This is a genomic window from Pseudoalteromonas sp. B62, assembly GCF_037162565.1.
GTDB lineage: Bacteria > Pseudomonadota > Gammaproteobacteria > Enterobacterales > Alteromonadaceae > Pseudoalteromonas > Pseudoalteromonas fuliginea.
Window position 1 is genome coordinate 2,532,097 of sequence record NZ_JARLVB010000002.1, and the last position, 17,156, is coordinate 2,549,252.

10 protein-coding genes and 4 pseudogenes are annotated in these 17,156 nt (G+C 38.8%); 5 read left to right on the forward strand and 9 right to left on the reverse strand.

Annotated features, from left to right (window positions below; genetic code table 11):
- The first annotated feature begins 616 nt into the window (after positions 1-616).
- Complete coding sequence (locus tag P4S71_RS15950) at positions 617-3,304, forward strand: TonB-dependent receptor (RefSeq protein ID WP_337150988.1); 2,688 nt, start codon at positions 617-619, stop codon at positions 3,302-3,304.
- Positions 3,305-3,408: 104 nt separating this feature from the next.
- A pseudogene (locus tag P4S71_RS15955) lies at positions 3,409-4,759 on the forward strand (hypothetical protein).
- Positions 4,760-4,879: 120 nt separating this feature from the next.
- On the opposite strand, the gene P4S71_RS15960 reads toward P4S71_RS15955, so the two are convergent.
- From P4S71_RS15960 to P4S71_RS15995, 8 genes and pseudogenes are all read right to left on the reverse strand, one after another.
- Entirely contained in the window at positions 4,880-5,131 is a 252-nt protein-coding gene (locus P4S71_RS15960) for a DUF3862 domain-containing protein (RefSeq protein ID WP_337150989.1), read from the reverse strand.
- 26 nt (positions 5,132-5,157) lie between these two features.
- The gene (locus P4S71_RS15965; protein ID WP_337151635.1) at positions 5,158-6,024 is read right to left on the reverse strand and encodes a peptidoglycan binding protein CsiV; all 867 of its coding nucleotides are present in this window, start codon (positions 6,022-6,024) and stop codon (positions 5,158-5,160) included.
- A pseudogene (mfd, locus tag P4S71_RS15970) lies at positions 5,998-9,464 on the reverse strand (transcription-repair coupling factor); the annotation flags it as partial. The gene P4S71_RS15965 and the pseudogene mfd, both read right to left, overlap by 27 nt.
- A 59-nt stretch (positions 9,465-9,523) precedes the next feature.
- Entirely contained in the window at positions 9,524-10,417 is an 894-nt protein-coding gene (locus P4S71_RS15975) for a carbon-nitrogen hydrolase (protein WP_337150990.1), read from the reverse strand.
- The gene (locus P4S71_RS15980) at positions 10,414-11,469 is read right to left on the reverse strand and encodes an agmatine deiminase family protein (RefSeq protein WP_337150991.1); all 1,056 of its coding nucleotides are present in this window, start codon (positions 11,467-11,469) and stop codon (positions 10,414-10,416) included. The genes P4S71_RS15975 and P4S71_RS15980 overlap by 4 nt, the downstream gene beginning before the upstream one ends.
- Before the next feature lie 57 nt (positions 11,470-11,526).
- A complete protein-coding gene (locus P4S71_RS15985) occupies positions 11,527-12,135 on the reverse strand; it encodes a PilZ domain-containing protein (protein ID WP_002961502.1) in 609 nt (202 codons plus the stop codon).
- Between the two features lie 220 nt (positions 12,136-12,355).
- On the reverse strand, positions 12,356-13,123 hold the full coding sequence (locus P4S71_RS15990; protein WP_337150992.1) for a haloacid dehalogenase type II: 768 nt from the start codon (positions 13,121-13,123) through the stop codon (positions 12,356-12,358).
- Positions 13,123-13,773: a peroxiredoxin-like family protein gene (locus P4S71_RS15995; RefSeq protein ID WP_337150993.1), complete on the reverse strand. Its 651-nt coding sequence runs from the start codon at positions 13,771-13,773 to the stop codon at positions 13,123-13,125. The genes P4S71_RS15990 and P4S71_RS15995 overlap by 1 nt, the downstream gene beginning before the upstream one ends.
- A 121-nt stretch (positions 13,774-13,894) precedes the next feature.
- On the opposite strand from P4S71_RS15995, the gene P4S71_RS16000 reads away from it, so the two are divergent.
- Complete coding sequence (locus tag P4S71_RS16000) at positions 13,895-14,782, forward strand: LysR family transcriptional regulator (RefSeq protein ID WP_033022922.1); 888 nt, start codon at positions 13,895-13,897, stop codon at positions 14,780-14,782.
- Here the strand turns inward: P4S71_RS16000 and P4S71_RS16005 are convergent.
- Positions 14,762-15,276 (reverse strand): annotated as a pseudogene (locus P4S71_RS16005) (DUF2937 family protein). The gene P4S71_RS16000 and the pseudogene P4S71_RS16005 sit on opposite strands and share 21 nt — an antisense overlap.
- A 118-nt stretch (positions 15,277-15,394) precedes the next feature.
- Here P4S71_RS16005 and P4S71_RS16010 point away from each other — a divergent pair.
- Positions 15,395-15,966, forward strand: a pseudogene (locus tag P4S71_RS16010) (RNA polymerase sigma factor).
- On the forward strand, positions 15,963-17,039 hold the full coding sequence (locus P4S71_RS16015) for a FecR family protein (protein ID WP_007375284.1): 1,077 nt from the start codon (positions 15,963-15,965) through the stop codon (positions 17,037-17,039). Before P4S71_RS16010 ends, P4S71_RS16015 begins: the two are co-directional and overlap by 4 nt.
- The last annotated feature ends 117 nt before the right edge of the window (positions 17,040-17,156 follow it).

Here is a 17,156-nt window from a genome sequence, read left to right on the forward strand (position 1 = left end):
GTTTAATAATTATTGTCAGCTATCTATAAAGCAACGGTACGAAACAGGCTTTTACTTAAGCTAAAAAGTAAATGTATGCTTTTAAAATAAATATCTAAAAGTAAGCCATGGCTAAAATTATATTTACTTTTGATGTGATTTTAAAAAGTTCAATTTTTAATGTTTCCTGAATAAAAAATTTCTCCTTAAACGCCTCTTAAGCAGCTAAATAAGACTAATTAATCGCTCATTCTGCATAATTATGGTTAGTAATTAACATTTAGTTTTGCGGTTTTAATAATGCGCTGTGATTAACTTGTTAATTAATCAAATATCGGGATATTTTTCTACTAATTACATTTGATTACAAAGTGAATCACTTTGATTTCAGGTGTTTTTTGAATGTATCATGAATCATATAAATCACTGATTTTTATGTGTATTTATTAATTAACAATGAAACAATCTGTAACGTGTGTACCTTTACTGGTTATTCTATTTTTACGGAAATTAAAATCTGACCGCTCGTTAAGTTTTCGTTCAGTTAAAAGCGCCTAAGTTGCCGACCTGACTCACTATTCTTATAACAAGTGAGCATTACCAATCACGGTAAATTTCCAACAAGTAGGGTTCTTTCATGAAAAAATCAACTCTTGGTTTAGCTGTAATCGCAGCAATCCCGATGTTCTCAAGTGTGCAAGTTTTAGCGGCTGACGAAGCAGCAAAATCAATCGAAAAGATTCAAATTACGGGTTCTCGCATTAAGCGTTCTGACATGGAAACCGCTAGCCCAGTAACGCTAATTGGCGCAGATGAAATCAGAGCTTCTGGCGCAACATCTGTAGACAGTGTGCTTCAACAAATGACAGCTACTGGCGGTGCAATGACTAATCCTGGCGTGAACAATGGTTCAGGCGGTAATGCATCTATTGATCTTCGTGGCTTAGGTTCACAGCGTACTTTAGTGCTTGTAAATGGTCGTCGTATGATCAACTCAGGTACTGGCGCTTCATCAACTGTTGATTTGAACACTATTCCAGTATCAATGATCAAACAAATTGAAGTGCTTAAAGACGGTGCTTCAGCTGTATACGGCACAGATGCGGTTGCAGGTGTAGTAAATATCATTCTTAAAAATGATTTTGAAGGGTTAGATTTAAACGTTAATTCAGCAATGACATCTAAACATGATGCATCTGAAACGTCGATTGACTTTACTGTAGGTACTTCATTCGATAAAGGTAATATCGTTTTTGGTGCGCAGTACACTAATCGTGGAGAAGCAAGCCAAGCTGATCGTGGTTTTTCAAATTGCCCATTATTTGAAGGTGACAATGGTCTTTACTGTGGTGGTTCTTCGTTCAGCGAAGGCGGACACATTTACAACGTAAACACTGCTGGCATAGTAAACAGTGATGGCGAAATAGAACAACAAGGCGTTGCAAATGATAGCGGCTTAAGCGGACTTGGTGGTAGCTTACATCGCTTTACCGATGCAGCTGATGCATATAACTATGCAGCAAAGAGCTACTTATACACACCTATGGAACGTTTAAACATTACAGGTGTTGGTAAATATGAAATAAGTGATGATACTAGACTTTTCAGTGAATTTACTTATACCAAGCGTTGGTCTGAGCAACAATTAGCACCGCAACCTATTAATTTTGGTTTTACTTATGCTGATAGCATGGGTGATAGTTTATTAAGCCAAACTTATGATAAACGTCAAGTTGCTAATAATGCATTTGTAAAAGATGCAGATGATAATTACGTAACTACAGCAACTAACTACGCTTACAATGACAAGATTAGCTACCGTCGTCGTATGGCTGAAAGTGGTACGCGTGATTTATCTCAAACGGTTGATACCGTTCGTATCGTGCTAGGCGCTGAAGGTGAAATTAGCGATTACTCTTGGGATTTTTCTGCAAACTTTGGTCGTAACGACTCTGTAGATAAAATGAGTAACTTGCACAATGTTTCTGCAATTAATTCTGCAATTGAAGCCGGTACATTTAATCCGTTAGATGAAGCAGCTTGGGCTCAGTCAAATGTACAAGAGTATATTTACACAGAACAAAACTCAGGTGGCAGCCAGTTATTTATCCTAGCGGCATCACTTTCAGGTGAACTATTTGAAATGCCTGCTGGCTATGCAGCATTTGCAGCCGGTGTTGAACACCGTCAAGAAAAAGCTTGGTACACACCTGATTCAATTGCAGCACAAGGTTTAGGCAATGACCCTCGTGTAGATCCAACAAGCGGTGGCTTTGATGTAAATGAAGCGTTTGTTGAATTTGCAATTCCTTTATTAGCTGATGCATCTTTTGCTGATTCTATCGAACTAAGTGCAGCGATTCGTGCGTTTGATTACAGCACATTCGGTTCAGATGAAACTTGGAAACTAGGCTTAACTTGGCGTGTAAATGATGAACTAATGCTACGTGGTGTTCGTTCCACAGCATTCCGTGCACCAACTGTAGATGAGCTTTATTCAGGTAAAGAGCCATCTTATGAACAAGTAAGCTACCCTGGTGCTGATAGCCAAGCAGAAGTAACTGTTGGTGGTAACCAAAACCTAACACCTGAAGAAGCTGATACACTTACATTTGGTGTTGTATATGAGCCAGAATGGTTTGAAGGTTTTTCAATGACAGTAGATTACTACGACATTGAAATCGAAAATGCTATTTCTACTTACAACAACCAATTTGTAGTTGACCAATGTATTGGTAATGCAAATAGTAGCTCTAATGATGTATGTACTAGTACTTCAGCCGTATTCCAAGCTGATGGCCGTATTGTTTTCAATAACCAACTACGTAACATTGGTTCAGAGAAAACGTCTGGTATCGATTTAAACCTTAACTACTCATTTGATGCGTTAGGTTTAGCGTGGAAAGCAGGCCTAGATACAACTTACTTAGATGAGTATGTTGTTGATACTGGTGCTATCGTAGATTATTCAGGATTAATTACGAGTGGTTCAGGTGGTTACGCAGACATTAAGTCAAACTTTAGCTTAAAAGTTAAAGGCGATAACTGGGATGCTACTTATGAAGCTCGTTACATAGCGGGTATGGATAGCTTTGCATGTGTTAGCGATGATAGCTGTTATGCACCAACTACACCATCAGTTGTATACCACGACATTAGCGCATCTTACATGATCAATGATGTATTGACCGTTTCTGCTGGTGTTAATAACATGTTTGACAAAGAGCCACCGTATTACTCAGGTAACAATGACTCAAACACTGACCCATTTACATATGATGTACTAGGTCGCCGTTTATTTGCTGGTGTTAATATTAAACTTTAATTAGCAATATAAATTCATTAAGGCTCAGTGTTTACTGGGCCTTTTTTATTGAACAAAACGAAGGAGGCAAGTACACTTAAAGAGTAAATTAGAAGGAGAACTGATTGTTAAAACAAGACGAAAACTTATCTTTTGTCATTGAACCAGAACTGAACCCCGTTCTGAGCAGCGTATTGATCTGTACTTTTCGATTCCGAACGAAATGGGGATTAATCCGCAAACCCTCACTGAAGAATCCTACTTTAATAACCATTTTAAATCGCACTTAGCGTATAACGCTAATAATATTCATTTGCCCTTGGTGCGAAGTCGTTTTGTTAGTAAAAACAAAGGCGAACAGCAAGATTATCGGCAAAATCTTAATTTATTCTCTTACCAAGTACGTTTAGCACTCGACGCCGATATAAAAGATGCGTTAAAAATTAGCGAGGCTGATGATTTTTATAAACGCGCCAATGAAGTGTACGAACAAAGTGAAGGACTTTTAAAAAAGCTGCGTCGATATACGCCTGATGATGAAAAGTTGCTGCCATTTTTTACCAATGCCGATAATTACTTGAGTTGGCATGTTGAGCAATCTTTTTTAAAGCTTTTAGATGAAGGCCCACGTAGCAGCGATTATGCAAAAGAACGTAATGAGTTACTGCAATTTTGTAAAAATGAAAATACGTACCGCGCTGATAAAAATTATAATTCTGAAACCACCATGCAAGATGCTAATCGAATAACGAATAAGATGCGCTTGCTACAACGCTTAATTGAGCATGGCGTTATATTACAGCGGCAAACGCGATTTTTGAATAGCTATCTAAAACGTTTGGTTAAAGGCACAGTGACGGCCGTTATAATGGCTTTTGTGATGGTGGTAATATTAAACGCGCGCTCAAGTTTTACAGAAGTAACTGCAACCCTTATTTTGATTTTAGGGGTGATCTATGGCTTACGAGAAATATTTAAAGAAGACATAACACGTGTAATCTGGCGGGCTATTGTGCAGGGTAGACCTAAATGGCGATTTAGTTTTAAAAATAGCATTACTAAAGATAAAATAGCGAGTCAGTTTATTTGGCTCGAATACACACGTTTTAAAAAAATCCCTAAAGAAGTTAAATCTATCTTTTCAAAACGTCGTCAGCAAAATAAACAAGCGGCTCAGTGGTTGCATTTTGCAAGTGAAACGCGTGTAAGCGCAAAAGAATTTTTACCAGGTTACGATACGCTACAGCAAACATTACATTTTAACCTTGCACCGTTTGCACGTTACTTAAAGCGGGGGAGGGGAAGTTATATCATTTAGACAGTAATAAAATTTCTAAGCAGGCAGTAGAAAGGCGCTATCAATTAAACATGGTGCTGGTGTTAACTGAAGAGGATAAAAAGCTTTACCAACGTTATAAAATCACCCTTAATCGCAGTAAAATAGTCAATATAGAACTTATTTATTCTACAAAATAATACGCCTTTTATTAAAAACATGATCATTCTAGCGAATTAAATAACTCACTAATTTAATGCAATTAGTATAAAAAAGGAGGGCAGACTTAAATCTGCCCTCCTTTTTCTATAAGTATACGTCTATTTAGTTAAACCGTGCTTACTGTATAAAGTTACTTTATCTGATACTAATGTGATTTCTATATTTTTAGTCTCATCACCCCAAACGCAATTAGTATGAAGTGTTTTTTCTACACAGTTATCCGCACTACCTAATAGTGTTTCTACTTCAGTTTTATCCATTCCGATTTTTATTTTTTCGTAATTCTCTAAGCTTACTTTTGAACAAGCTGCAAGGCTAAGTGTAGCCACAATAATGAGGAGTTTTTTCATTGTTATTTCCTATTTGGTAAATACGATTAATGATTAAATTTTCTTATTTGTACAATCATTCCCATACGAGGATGATCAAAATAATGAATCTCGCTGCTTATCACACGTCTAAACTGTGAAAAGCGGGCTGATTCTATGTCGCCATTTTCTAGCTTTTGACTGATATCAAAATCGGCTGTTATGTAGAGATAATGACGTAGATGGATTTTAAATAAACCCTCTAATTCCCAATTAACGTTTAGTTTATCTGGATCGTTAAATAGCTTAGGTTGGGAGTTTAGTAAGCTGACAAAATCGGGGTTTGAGTAGCTAGGAATGGTGTTTATGTTATTTCTTATATGTTTACCAGCAATTAAGCGTACGCTTGGTGCACGGGACTTACTCGCTTCTTCAAAGCGCCAGCCAGTATGCAGAATAGGTGTTAATCCTTTTCGAACAAGCTCTGTATATTGAGTTTTAAACTGCAATTGTTCAGGTGATAAGAGGTAGGTTTTTTCCATAGTTTCTTGCGTTTCAGCAATTGGCGTCACAGGGAGCTCATCGTAGCTTTGTATATAGTCAATACTATCGTCACACACATTCGACTGTGGATTTAGGTTAACTAAAGAGTCGGTAAATGAGCGTTTTTGAAAACGCTCATCGCCATCTATGCAGGCCTGCATTGCTTGCTCTTTATAAAGAGGCGTTAGTAAGTCTAGGGTGTTCTTATCTTCAATAGCTTTGTGTTTAAGGCTAAAGTCTTCTTGTAAGTAAGGGGCGGGGAGTTGTTTAAAAACGAGTACTTCAACCTCAAACCAACGCTCTGCAAATGCAGTGCTGCTAAATAAGCAGCATAAAACAACAAGCGATTTTTTAGCAACATTAATGGCTAACCTTTTTTCGAAATCTGCAATCATTGCAGTGACCATTTTTAAGCGTTCGCGGGCATTTGCCTCACTAATTGCAAAGCGCAGTTTATTTGCGCCATCCATTTTGTACACCTTAGGCGCACTTTGTATCAAGCCAATGATGAAGCTAGGGTTAACCTTGGTATCTTGGCTAAACTCAAAGTAACCGCCTTTAGGGTTCGCTTCAATTTTTGTAATGCCTAGATTACTGGCTTGCATTTTAAGTTGCTGCAGGCTAAATAAGTTTTTAGCAGCATCAGGCAGTAAACCAAAACGGTCTATCAACTCGACCTGTAGTTCATCCATATCATCAAGGTTAGCACAACTAGCAACGCGCTTGTACATACCTAAGCGTGCATTTACATCGTGTATGTAGTCATCAGGTAATAATGCAGCCAGTTTTAAATCTACTTCGGTTTGTTTTTGAAGTAGGTTTTCAAGCGTTGGTTCTTTACCTTCGCGCAGCGCATTTACTGCTTGTTCGAGCATTTCCATATACAAACTAAAGCCGATGGTTTGCATTTGACCTGATTGATCATCGCCAAGTAACTCACCCGCACCACGTATTTCTAAATCGTGTGTAGCGAGGGCAAAACCTGCACCTAAATCTTCTAACGATTCGATTGCTTGTAAGCGTTTGCTCGCATCTTTAGAAAGCGCTTTAGGGTCACCTGTTAGTAGGTAGGCATACGCTTGATGGTGGCTTCGACCCACTCGCCCACGTAATTGGTGTAATTGCGCAAGGCCGAGTTTATCTGCTCTATCCATAATAATGGTATTGGCCGTAGGCACATCAATACCGGTTTCGATAATTGTGGTACATACCAGCACGTTGTATTTTTGATGATAAAAGTCAGTCATTATTTGCTCAAGCTCTTGCTCGCGCATTTGGCCATGAGCTGTAGTCACACTCGCTTCCGGCACCCATTCACTAATTTCTTGTGCAACACGCTCAATAGTTTCTACATTGTTATGCAAAAAGTAAACTTGGCCACCGCGTTTAATTTCTCGCAGTACTGCTTCGCGTATTAGTTCTACATCGCGTTGACGCACAAAGGTTTTTACCGCTAAACGTTTAGCAGGCGGCGTTGCGATTATTGATAAATCGCGCATGCCGCTCATGGCCATGTTAAGTGTACGAGGTATTGGCGTTGCAGTCAGTGTGAGTATGTCTACGTCAGCGCGCAGTGCTTTAATTTTCTCTTTTGGCGAACACCAAAGCGATGCTCTTCATCAACAATTAACAAGCCTAAATCGTTAAACTTAATGTCATGTTGAATAAGTTTATGCGTACCAATAACTATATCGAGCTTACCGTTGGCCATTTTCTCAAGCGTGTCTTTTTGCTCTTTAGTGGAGTTAAAGCGCGAAAGTACACCAACTTCAATAGGAAAATCAGCAAAACGGTCTTTAAAGTTTTCATAATGCTGCTGAGCCAGCAAGGTGGTAGGCACTAAAATTGCCACTTGTTTATCATCGTTAACCGCTACAAAAGCAGCGCGCATGGCCACTTCTGTTTTACCAAAGCCTACGTCACCACACACTAAGCGGTCCATGGCTTGCTTTGATTGCATATCACCTAACACCGCTTCTATGGCGTTGCGCTGATCGTCAGTTTCTTCAAACGGGAAGCTATCGCTAAATTGGCGATATGCAGGGGCGTCTAGAATAAACTTATTACCAGGTTTTGCTTGGCGCTGAGCATAAATGTCGAGTAATTCAGCGGCGACATCGCGAACTTTTTCAGCCGCACGTTTTTTTGCTTTTTCCCACGCATCTGAGCCAAGCTTATGCAGCGGGGCGCTGGCTTCTTCACCACCAGAGTAACGACTCAGCATATGCAATGCAGATACTGGCACGTACAATTTAGCTTCACTTGCGTAAGTAATCGTAACAAACTCAGTAACTACACCTGCAGCATCAATTGTTTGCAAACCTTGGTAACGCCCAACACCATGATCGAGATGCACAACAGGTTGACCTTCTTTGAGCTCTGCTAAATTACGGATTAGTGCATCTTGGCTGGCTTCGTACTTGTGCTTGCGGCGTCTGCGCTGAGATACTTTTATGCCAAGCAGTTCTTGCTCGGTAATAATAGAAAGGCTTGGCTTAGTGCCAAGTACGACACTTTGCTCGAGCGGACTTACTATTAAGCCTACGTCACTTGCACTTTTTATAAATTGTTCGAGTGTTTCAAATTCTTTAAATTTTAAACCGCTTGGTTTTAAAATGCTCAGCAATGATTCGCGACGACCGTCCGATTCAACACTGAGTAATATGCGGCCTTTTTTCTTTTTTTGCTCTGCTACATAATTTATAAACGCGCCATAAGGTTCATGCTGTTTATGGTCTATTCGAATTGCTGGCAGCTCGCTAACGCTTAAGTTTTTATTACCTGCTTTAGTGCCAAGCTTTGCAAGGGATAATCTAATACGTGCAAAATTGCCTAAATTAGAAAACAGCTCTTCAATAGGCTGATAAAGCGCATTAGGTTCAAGTAATGGACGAAGTGGGTCAACTCTGCGGTTTTCATAGCGTACATTTACATCGTGCCAAAAGTTATCTGCCGCATGCTCTAAATCACCCAGCTGCATAACGGTTGTTGTATCTGGCAGGTAGTCAAAAATAGTCGCGAGCTTTTCAAAAAACAACGGCATGTAGTATTCAATACCTGCAGGCCAGTTACCTTTGCTTACTTGCATGTATACTGAATCTTGCTGCGAGCTTGCGCCAAATTTTTCACGGTAGCTTATTCTAAAACGTTCAATATCAGCGTCGTTAGTAGGAAATTCATGCGCTGGAAGTAGCTCAATTTTATCTACTTTTTCATCAGAGCGCTGTGTTTCTACATCAAATAAGCGAATGGTATCGAGTTCGTCATCAAAAAAGTCGAGTCTAAATGGGTGTGGGCTACCCATTGGGTATAAGTCAACGATTGAGCCGCGTATAGCGTATTCGCCGTGCTCCATTACTTGTTGAACATTTAAATAACCGGCTTGCTCTAAATTGTCACGAAAGTTATGAGTGTCTAGTTTGTCGCCCACTTTAAAGTTTATTGTTGAACCGTAAATAAACGAGGCCGGGGCTGTGCGCAACATTAGAGTAGATACAGGCACAATTAACACACTTTGTTGTTCTTTTTTTAAGGTATTTAAAGTGGCTAAACGGGCTGAAATAATATCTTGATGGGGAGAAAAGTGATCGTATGGCAGAGTTTCCCAATCAGGAAATACCATGACTGGGTTATCGGGTAATAAATATTCTAATTCTGTTTCAAGGCGTAGTGCGCTTGGTGTATCAGGCGCAACAATCAAGACTAAGTTGTCTTGTTGTTTAACGCCTTCAGCAATGGCAATACTTAAACCACTTCCGCTTAGCTGGCCCCATTGAATTTTATCTTTTTGAGATTTTACCCAAGGCAAGGCTGCCCATTGCTCAAACGCCATTTATTACTCCATTTATAGTTGGCTCTTAGCAAGTAAGAGCCATCTTGAGTTAAGTTTACTTAGTCTCGGTATATTTTTGTTAGGTCTTTATAGTGATCAATTCGTCTATCACGTAAGAAAGGCCAAATACGTCTTACGTTTTCTGAGCGTTTTTGATCAATTTCTACTACTAAAATTTGCTCATCAGTATTATTCGCCTCTGCTAATAGTTCACCTTGTGGGCCTGCAATGAACGAATTTCCCCAAAACGAAATACCATCGCTTTGTCCGCTTGGGTCACTTTCATGGCCTACGCGATTACAACTAATTACCGGCACACCATTGGCAACAGCATGAGCACGCTGGCTAATAACCCACGCATCTTTTTGACGAGTTTGCTCAGCAATGTCGTCGTTAGGATCCCAACCGATAGCGGTTGGGTAAATTAATATCTCAGCGCCTGCCATTGCCATTAAACGTGCAGCTTCAGGAAACCATTGATCCCAACATACTAGCACGCCTAATTTACCCACCGATGTTTGAATAGGCTCAAAACCGATATCACCTGGGGTAAAGTAAAATTTTTCGTAAAAACCTGGGTCATCAGGAATATGCATTTTACGGTATTTACCCGCAATGCTGCTGTCTTGCTCTAATACAACCGCAGTATTGTGATAAAGGCCCGTAGCGCGTTTTTCAAATAAAGAGGCCACAATAACAATGCTTAGCTCTTTAGCAAGCTCACCTAAGGCATTACTGCTAGGGCCTGGAATGGTTTCGGCTAAATCAAATACGTCAACATTTTCGGTTTGGCAAAAATAGAGGCTTCGGTGTAGCTCTTGAAGTACAACCAGTTTTGCACCTCTTTGAGCTGCTTCACGAATGGCACTCATTGATTTTGCCATATTGTCCTGAGCGTTATCGGTATTGCTTTGCTGCACTAACGCAACGGTTAATTTTGCAGGGCTTGTCATTGTGCTGCTCCAGCTAAAAATCCACGAGGTAATTGCATTGTAATACAGTGCAGGCTGCCAAATTGTTCAATTATTGGTTGGCAATTAACACCAATAATAGTGTGTTGTGGGTATGCTTTTTGAACTTGCGCAAGAGCACGCTCATCATTGGCATCATTATACGTTGGCACAAGCACAGCATTATTAATAATTAAGTAGTTAGCGTAGGTAGCCGGTAAGCGTGTTTGCTCATCGTCATAAGCGGCTTTTGGCCACGGTAACTCAATTAAGTTATATGGGGTGTTATCGGCAGTTTTAAAGGTTTTTAGTTGTTTTTCCATCGCATCAAGTGCGCTAAAGTGCTCATCAGTTTTATCGTCACACTGCACATATACAAGGGTATTATTTGGAGCAAAACGCACTAAAGTATCAATGTGGCTGTCGGTGTCATCGCCCGCTAAATAGCCATGTTCAACCCATAAAAAACTGGTCGCGCCCAAGTGCTCTTTTAAAAGTGCTTCAATATCATGTGGGTTTAAATCAGGGTTACGGTTTTTATTAAGCAAACATTCGCTGGTTGTTAGCAACACACCGTGCTCGTTTATTTCAATACCGCCACCTTCAAGTACCATATCAAGCGCTTGATATTGGTTGTTTGTGCTACTTAGCTCTTTTACCAAAATACGATTAATTTGATTGTCCAATGCGCTTTTAAATTTATTGCCCCAACCATTAAAAGTAAAATCATATACTTTTAATTGCTCTGGTGAATCAATAGCGGCGCAAGTAAGCGGACCATGATCGCGCGCCCATGTATCGTTAGTAGGCGTTACTACAAAATGAACACGATTAAGAGAGACGTTAGCACTATTTAGTAAAGCTGTAATATGCACTTTTAAGGCACTGTTATGCGCCACAATAACAAGCTGTTGCTGCGTTGTTATGTGTTTAGCAAGTTCAATATATACAGGTTCTACACGTGCTAAGTTGTCGGCCCAATCGGTGTCTTTATGAGGCCATGTAAGCATAACAGCGTCTTGCTCGGCCCATTCTGGTAAAAGTCTAAAGTTCATGAATTTTATATACTAATTAAGATGGCGCTAGTTTAGCATTTTACATAAAGATGTCAGCTAATTATCACTGTTTAGGTCGCCTTGGTTTTGATCAAGTTCTTGACGTTTTTTAAGTTGGCGGGTTTGAGCATGTAAACTCGCTCTAACAATAAGTTCTTGGTCAGTGGTTCTAATTGCGGTAAAGAGCATAGTGTATTGGTAGTGTTCGCTATCTTGTTTTTCTACTGCCACAACTTCGGTGTAACAATAAACCGCAGAGGCCTCGTGGTGCAAAAACAGTTTGGTTCTAAATGCTTGGCCAATTGAGTGTACTTCAGGTGATGTAAAACGAATACCGCCACCGCCGTAGCTATCACATTGTATTGCGTTATCTTGGGCTTGTTCTGAGGCCAAAATATGGCTCATTATTAAATCTATTTTACGTGACTGCGCTTGTAAAAAAGTAGCTAGCTCTTGTGCTATATCGCCTAAGTTACGCAGTGGGCGTAACGAGCTTTGCTCAAGCTCACTTACTTCATTTGCTAATCTAAATAGTGGGGGAATGTCGTCTTCAAGCTCAAGCTGTGATTTAGGAACTTGTCCGTTTGATACGGGGAATAAATTTACTCTTATACTTTCATTAATTTGAAAGTACTGCTCAAACTCACCTAATCTTTCACTATTCATTATGTTCTCCACCACGTATTTATTTAATAGTAGCGTTGTGAGTACTAAATTGCTAGCAGATAAAATAACGCATAGCGGGCTAAATGCTTTGTTTACATTCAATTTTTAACATACAGATTATGAAAATAAATACACTAAGACATATTTAGGGTTAGTTATAAAAAAGCGGCCAATGTCATCCTAACATTGGCCGCTTGGGTATTGATTCATCAGCGTGTACTTATTTAAGTAGAGCGGCTAATTCATGTAAATCTTTCACAACGTGATCTGGTTTTTTAGCTAATGGGTAAAGTGCTTTACCTGGGCGTGCTATAAAAGTGGTTTGTAAGCCAGCTTCTTTTGCACCAGCAACATCCCAGCCATGGGCTGCAACCATCATTGCTTCATTTGGTGCTACGTTTAGCTTTTTAAGTACCCACTCATACGCACGTAAGTCTGGTTTGTAAATTTTAATATCTTCAATGCTGTAACGCGCATCAAAGTAAGACATTAAATCAGCGCTTTCAAACTGTGCCTTTACACCTTTGTTTGAAGAATTTGTAAGGCTTACTAACTTATAGCCCTGTGCTTTGAGTTTTGCCAGTCCTTCTTTAACATCGCTGTGTGGAGGAAGCGTTAAAAGAGGCGTAACAATAGCTGTTTTAGCTTGATCACTTGTAATATCAATGTTGTTGTTTTGAGCAACCATAAGGAGTGACGCCACACCGATTTGCCCAAAGTCGTGATAACTACCGCTTACAGTATCTACTAATGAATGATGCAGCATAGTTGAAAACCACAGTGGTAATAAATCTTCACGTCCGCCTAGTGCTTTACCAATAGAGGTACGCATTGACGCTAAATCAAGTAGGGTTTCGTTTACATCAAAAATAAGCACTTTAGGTTTTGCTTGTTCTTTTGGTTCATCAGCGACTGCATAACCAGATACAAGGCTTGTGCCCACAAGTAGTGAAAGAGTAAGTGTTTTTAACGATTTTAAAATAGACATTAATTATTCTCCGATTCAAGTGCTGTCATAACATCAATAGGTTCTGCGCGTAGGGTGTAATCTTCGCTTAAAAATGCGTATGTAATAACACTTTCTTGGTTTATCACATAGGTGGCCGGTAGCGGTAATTTAAAGCTTTTATCGCCGTAGTAGTGTTCAAAATCAATACCAAATTGTGTATATAACGCTTGAATACGCTCATCAAGTGTAAACAATAAACCAAATTGCTCAGCTACTTTATTGCTCAGATCGGAAAGCACGTCAAATTCAAGGTCGTTTTTTTGTGCAGTTGAGAGAGTTTCATCAGGTAGCTGTGGTGATATTGCGATTAACTGAGCACTTTGAGTTTTAAATTGTGGTAAGTAGTCGTTAAGTGCTTTTAGTTCTAAATTACAATATGGACACCAGCCACCACGATAAAAGCTAATAATTACCGGACCTTTTTTTAGTAAATCTGCAAGCTCAATGTTTTCGCCGTTATGGTTGGCTAAGCTAAAGTTTTCTACTTTTTGACCAATTTGCAATGCATTGTCTTTAATATGCTGTGCAATTAGCTCTTCGTTTGTAGTGTTCATTAGTGCCAAAACGTCAGCTGGCAATTTGGCATCTTTTTGTACGTTATAGGCATCTATTTGCGCTTTTAAACTCATGATTGAACCTCAATAATTAAACTATCTACAATTATAGTGTTCCAGTTATTTAAATAAACATTGCAAAACTAAAAGCTTCATTCGAAAATATTAAACATTGAAAATAGAGATTGGCAAGTTTGTGTATAATTTGAGCGACCTAGAAACATTTATAGCTGTAGTTGAAAATAAGGGAGTACTTGCTGCTGCCCGCGAGCAGCGTTTATCGCCTGCAACAGTGAGCCATCGCTTAAGTAAACTAGAACGAGAGCTTGCTACAGTGCTTGTTTTTAGAGATAGCAGACGAGTACGGTTATCTCCCGCTGGAGAAATATTTTACACCCGAGTTGGCGCCATAATAGAAGCTTTACGCGATGCTGAGCATAGTATTGGTGCGCGTAGCTCATCGGTAAGTGGCTTACTAAGAGTGACAATGCCCCCATGGGTTTTTTCAAAATACGTAATGCCTAAACTCAATGAGTTTGAGCAAGCTTACCCTGAACTAAAGCTTGATTTTTTAATAACGGATCATTTTGTAAATGTGGTTGATGACGCTCAAGATGTTGCAATTAGGGTGGGAAAATTAAATGACTCAGGATTACTTTCTCGTAAAATCGTAAACAATAGTCGCATACTGTGTGCAGCCCCTAGCTATATAGAAAAGTACGGCATGCCTAAAAATTTAACGCAATTGAGTGAACATTATTGGGTTTGCCTGCCGTGGCAACGCCAGTTAAAGCTTTTTGACGAACACAAAAAAATCCATACCTTTAATGCTAAAACACGTTTTACTATTTCAAACTCCGATAATATGACACAAGCTGCTATTGCAGGTCATGGTATTGCTATTAAGTCAAAAATAGCGATTAATGAAGATCTTAAAAATGGTATTTTAGTAGAAGTAATGCCAGGCGTAATGGCACAAGATGATGCACCGGTTTGGTTTTTACGTCCGCAAAATAGTTTAACAACCCGTAAAACCGATGTATTTTATGATTTTATGAAATCACTATTTTTGAGCTGCGAATAAGCGTTTAAATGAGCGTTTTACTCCAGTTAAAAACAAATAACCAGTAAGCTCTGCAAGCAAGGCTACTATTATGGCTGCAACAATGGCGGCTATAATAGAGTCTTTTTTAAAATGATTTGACCTTCAAAGCGTTGCCATACTTGTTGCTTTATATCGCTCATGCCACTGATCATAGTAAATATATACGGAGATTTCTCAAACCTATTTACGGCTATCTGTAAGTCTTGCTGTCGTTCGTAAAGAGTACTGATATTACTTGCCCCTTTGTTCACAATTTCATCATCAATATTTTGATAGTGTTTTATTAGCTTATTTAAATCATTATTGAAATACTTAGTTGCGTCGCTTTTAAAAGGCGCAACGGCATTATTAGCTTCAATTAATTGGGCTGATAATGCTTGCCCAAAATCACTCACAAATGCAGGAATTTGCACACCTAAAAGTAAACCACACGCAAAAAAACTTAATCGTATATAGTCTAAAAGTTTACTCATAAACTTTCCTTTTTAAAAACAATACATATAAATAACCCAAAGTTAACATTTTGCTTGTTTTTATGCTCAAAACTCGTAATCTAAAGGTAATAAAAATAACAACAGGTGCTAGTTAAGGATGACGAAAAAAATAACGTTTATGTCAACATTTGTTGATATTTCAAGTCAACTTAAGCGCTTTGTCTCTCGAATAGTTCAGCCCGATGACGTAGAAGACATTGTGCAAGAAACATTTATAAAAAGCTATGAAGCTGACTTAAAGCAAGATATTCAATTTACTCGCAGTTATATGCTTAAAACAGCAAAGCATTTAGCACTTAATCATATTGCTAAATGGGATAATAAATTTAACGAATCCCTTGAGCAAGACAGTGAGTTGCCTGTATTACTTAAATCAATGCAGTTAGAAGATGAATACACATCTAAAGAGCGCTTTTTACTTTTTTGTAAAGCCACAGAGCAATTAAGTGTATCAATTCGTAAATGTTTTATATTAAAAAAGTATACGGCATGAGCCAAAAAGAGATAGCGAGCGAGATGCAATTAAGTCAAAGTACGGTTGAAAAGCACATTGCCAAAGGATTACTACAGACTATGTTGTATATGCGAGAGCATGACAAAACCCACGAACTTCCTGATGCAAGTATTATGTCAGTGCAATCGTTACCCCTAGAGAGGGTTTCAAAATGAGCAACGTACATCAATTTACCTCAAAAGATTTAATTCTCGAAAAAGCCTGTAATTGGATAAGTGCAATAGATCGCGGCTTAAGTGCTGACGAAAAAGAGCAATTTAAATTGTGGATGATGCAAAGCACTGCTCATCAAGATGCTGTATATGAACTTGCTCAGCTTTGGGATGAAATATCTGTTTTAAACGAATTAAGTCATTTATTCCCGCACCGTAGTAGCAAACAGTCTAAAAATAGATGGATGTTTTCTTACTCGATTGCAGCCAGTTTATTTGCAGCATTAATGGTGTGTAGCTATTTACTGATCAATTTAGAAAATGGTTATAACCAAGAACTTGCTAAAGTTAATTATACTAAAATTTATAAAACGAAAGTAGGTGAGCAAGCTACTTATGTTTTACCCGATGGAACGATTGTTCAGTTAAATACCAATAGTTTACTTGAAGTTGCTTACAGCAAAGGGCGCAGGCAGCTATTACTCAGTCGTGGAGAAGGGCGATTTAATGTGGCTAAAGATACGACGCGTCCGTTCAGTGTTATGGCTGGTGATAAAAGCTTTACCGCGTTAGGCACGGTATTTAATGTGCAACGCAATACTTCATCAGATTTAGAACTTGTGGTTACCGAAGGTAAAGTGATGATTACCGACCCAAGTGTTGCTGTAGATGCTAATGATTTTAAAGCATATCAACTTGCTGATAATAGTACGCAAAAAATTCGCAAAATTAATGCAAATATTGTTACTTCGGGCGAGAAAGCGATTATTGAGCAAAGTATAACAAAGCCGATAACGCAACTTTCTGCGGGCGATGTTCAGCGCGATTTAGCATGGCAAAATGGTATGTTAATTTTCAATGGTGAACAATTAAGCGATGCTTTAAATGAAGTAAGCCGTTATACCGCAACGCGTTTTGAATTGTCGTCAGCTGAACTTGCTAGTATTAAAGTGGCTGGTGTATTTAAAGCCGGCGATGTAGCTGGCTTACTTGAGAGCTTACAAACTAATTTTTCGATTGATCATGAACGCTTAGGCGAGCATGTAGTTAGTCTTAAACGCCATACAGAATCATAAGTAGCAGCTATGCAAATCAAGCTAATGTTAGATAAAGTTGCACCTATAAAGATATCACGTAAAAAAAGATTAAAAAAAGAAACAAAACCATAGAGGATTTTTGTTTTTCAGCTGTTT

Bases quoted from the DNA above. Each gene is read 5' to 3' on its own strand.
- P4S71_RS15950 (WP_337150988.1), top strand. From the start codon at position 617: ATGAAAAAATCAACTCTTGGTTTAGCTGTAATCGCAGCAATCCCGATG.
- P4S71_RS15960 (WP_337150989.1), bottom strand. From the start codon at position 5,131: ATGAAAAAACTCCTCATTATTGTGGCTACACTTAGCCTTGCAGCTTGT.
- P4S71_RS15975 (WP_337150990.1), bottom strand. From the start codon at position 10,417: ATGACAAGCCCTGCAAAATTAACCGTTGCGTTAGTGCAGCAAAGCAAT.
- P4S71_RS15980 (WP_337150991.1), bottom strand. From the start codon at position 11,469: ATGAACTTTAGACTTTTACCAGAATGGGCCGAGCAAGACGCTGTTATG.
- P4S71_RS15985 (WP_002961502.1), bottom strand. From the start codon at position 12,135: ATGAATAGTGAAAGATTAGGTGAGTTTGAGCAGTACTTTCAAATTAAT.
- P4S71_RS15990 (WP_337150992.1), bottom strand. From the start codon at position 13,123: ATGTCTATTTTAAAATCGTTAAAAACACTTACTCTTTCACTACTTGTG.
- P4S71_RS15995 (WP_337150993.1), bottom strand. From the start codon at position 13,773: ATGAGTTTAAAAGCGCAAATAGATGCCTATAACGTACAAAAAGATGCC.
- P4S71_RS16015 (WP_007375284.1), top strand. From the start codon at position 15,963: ATGAGCAACGTACATCAATTTACCTCAAAAGATTTAATTCTCGAAAAA.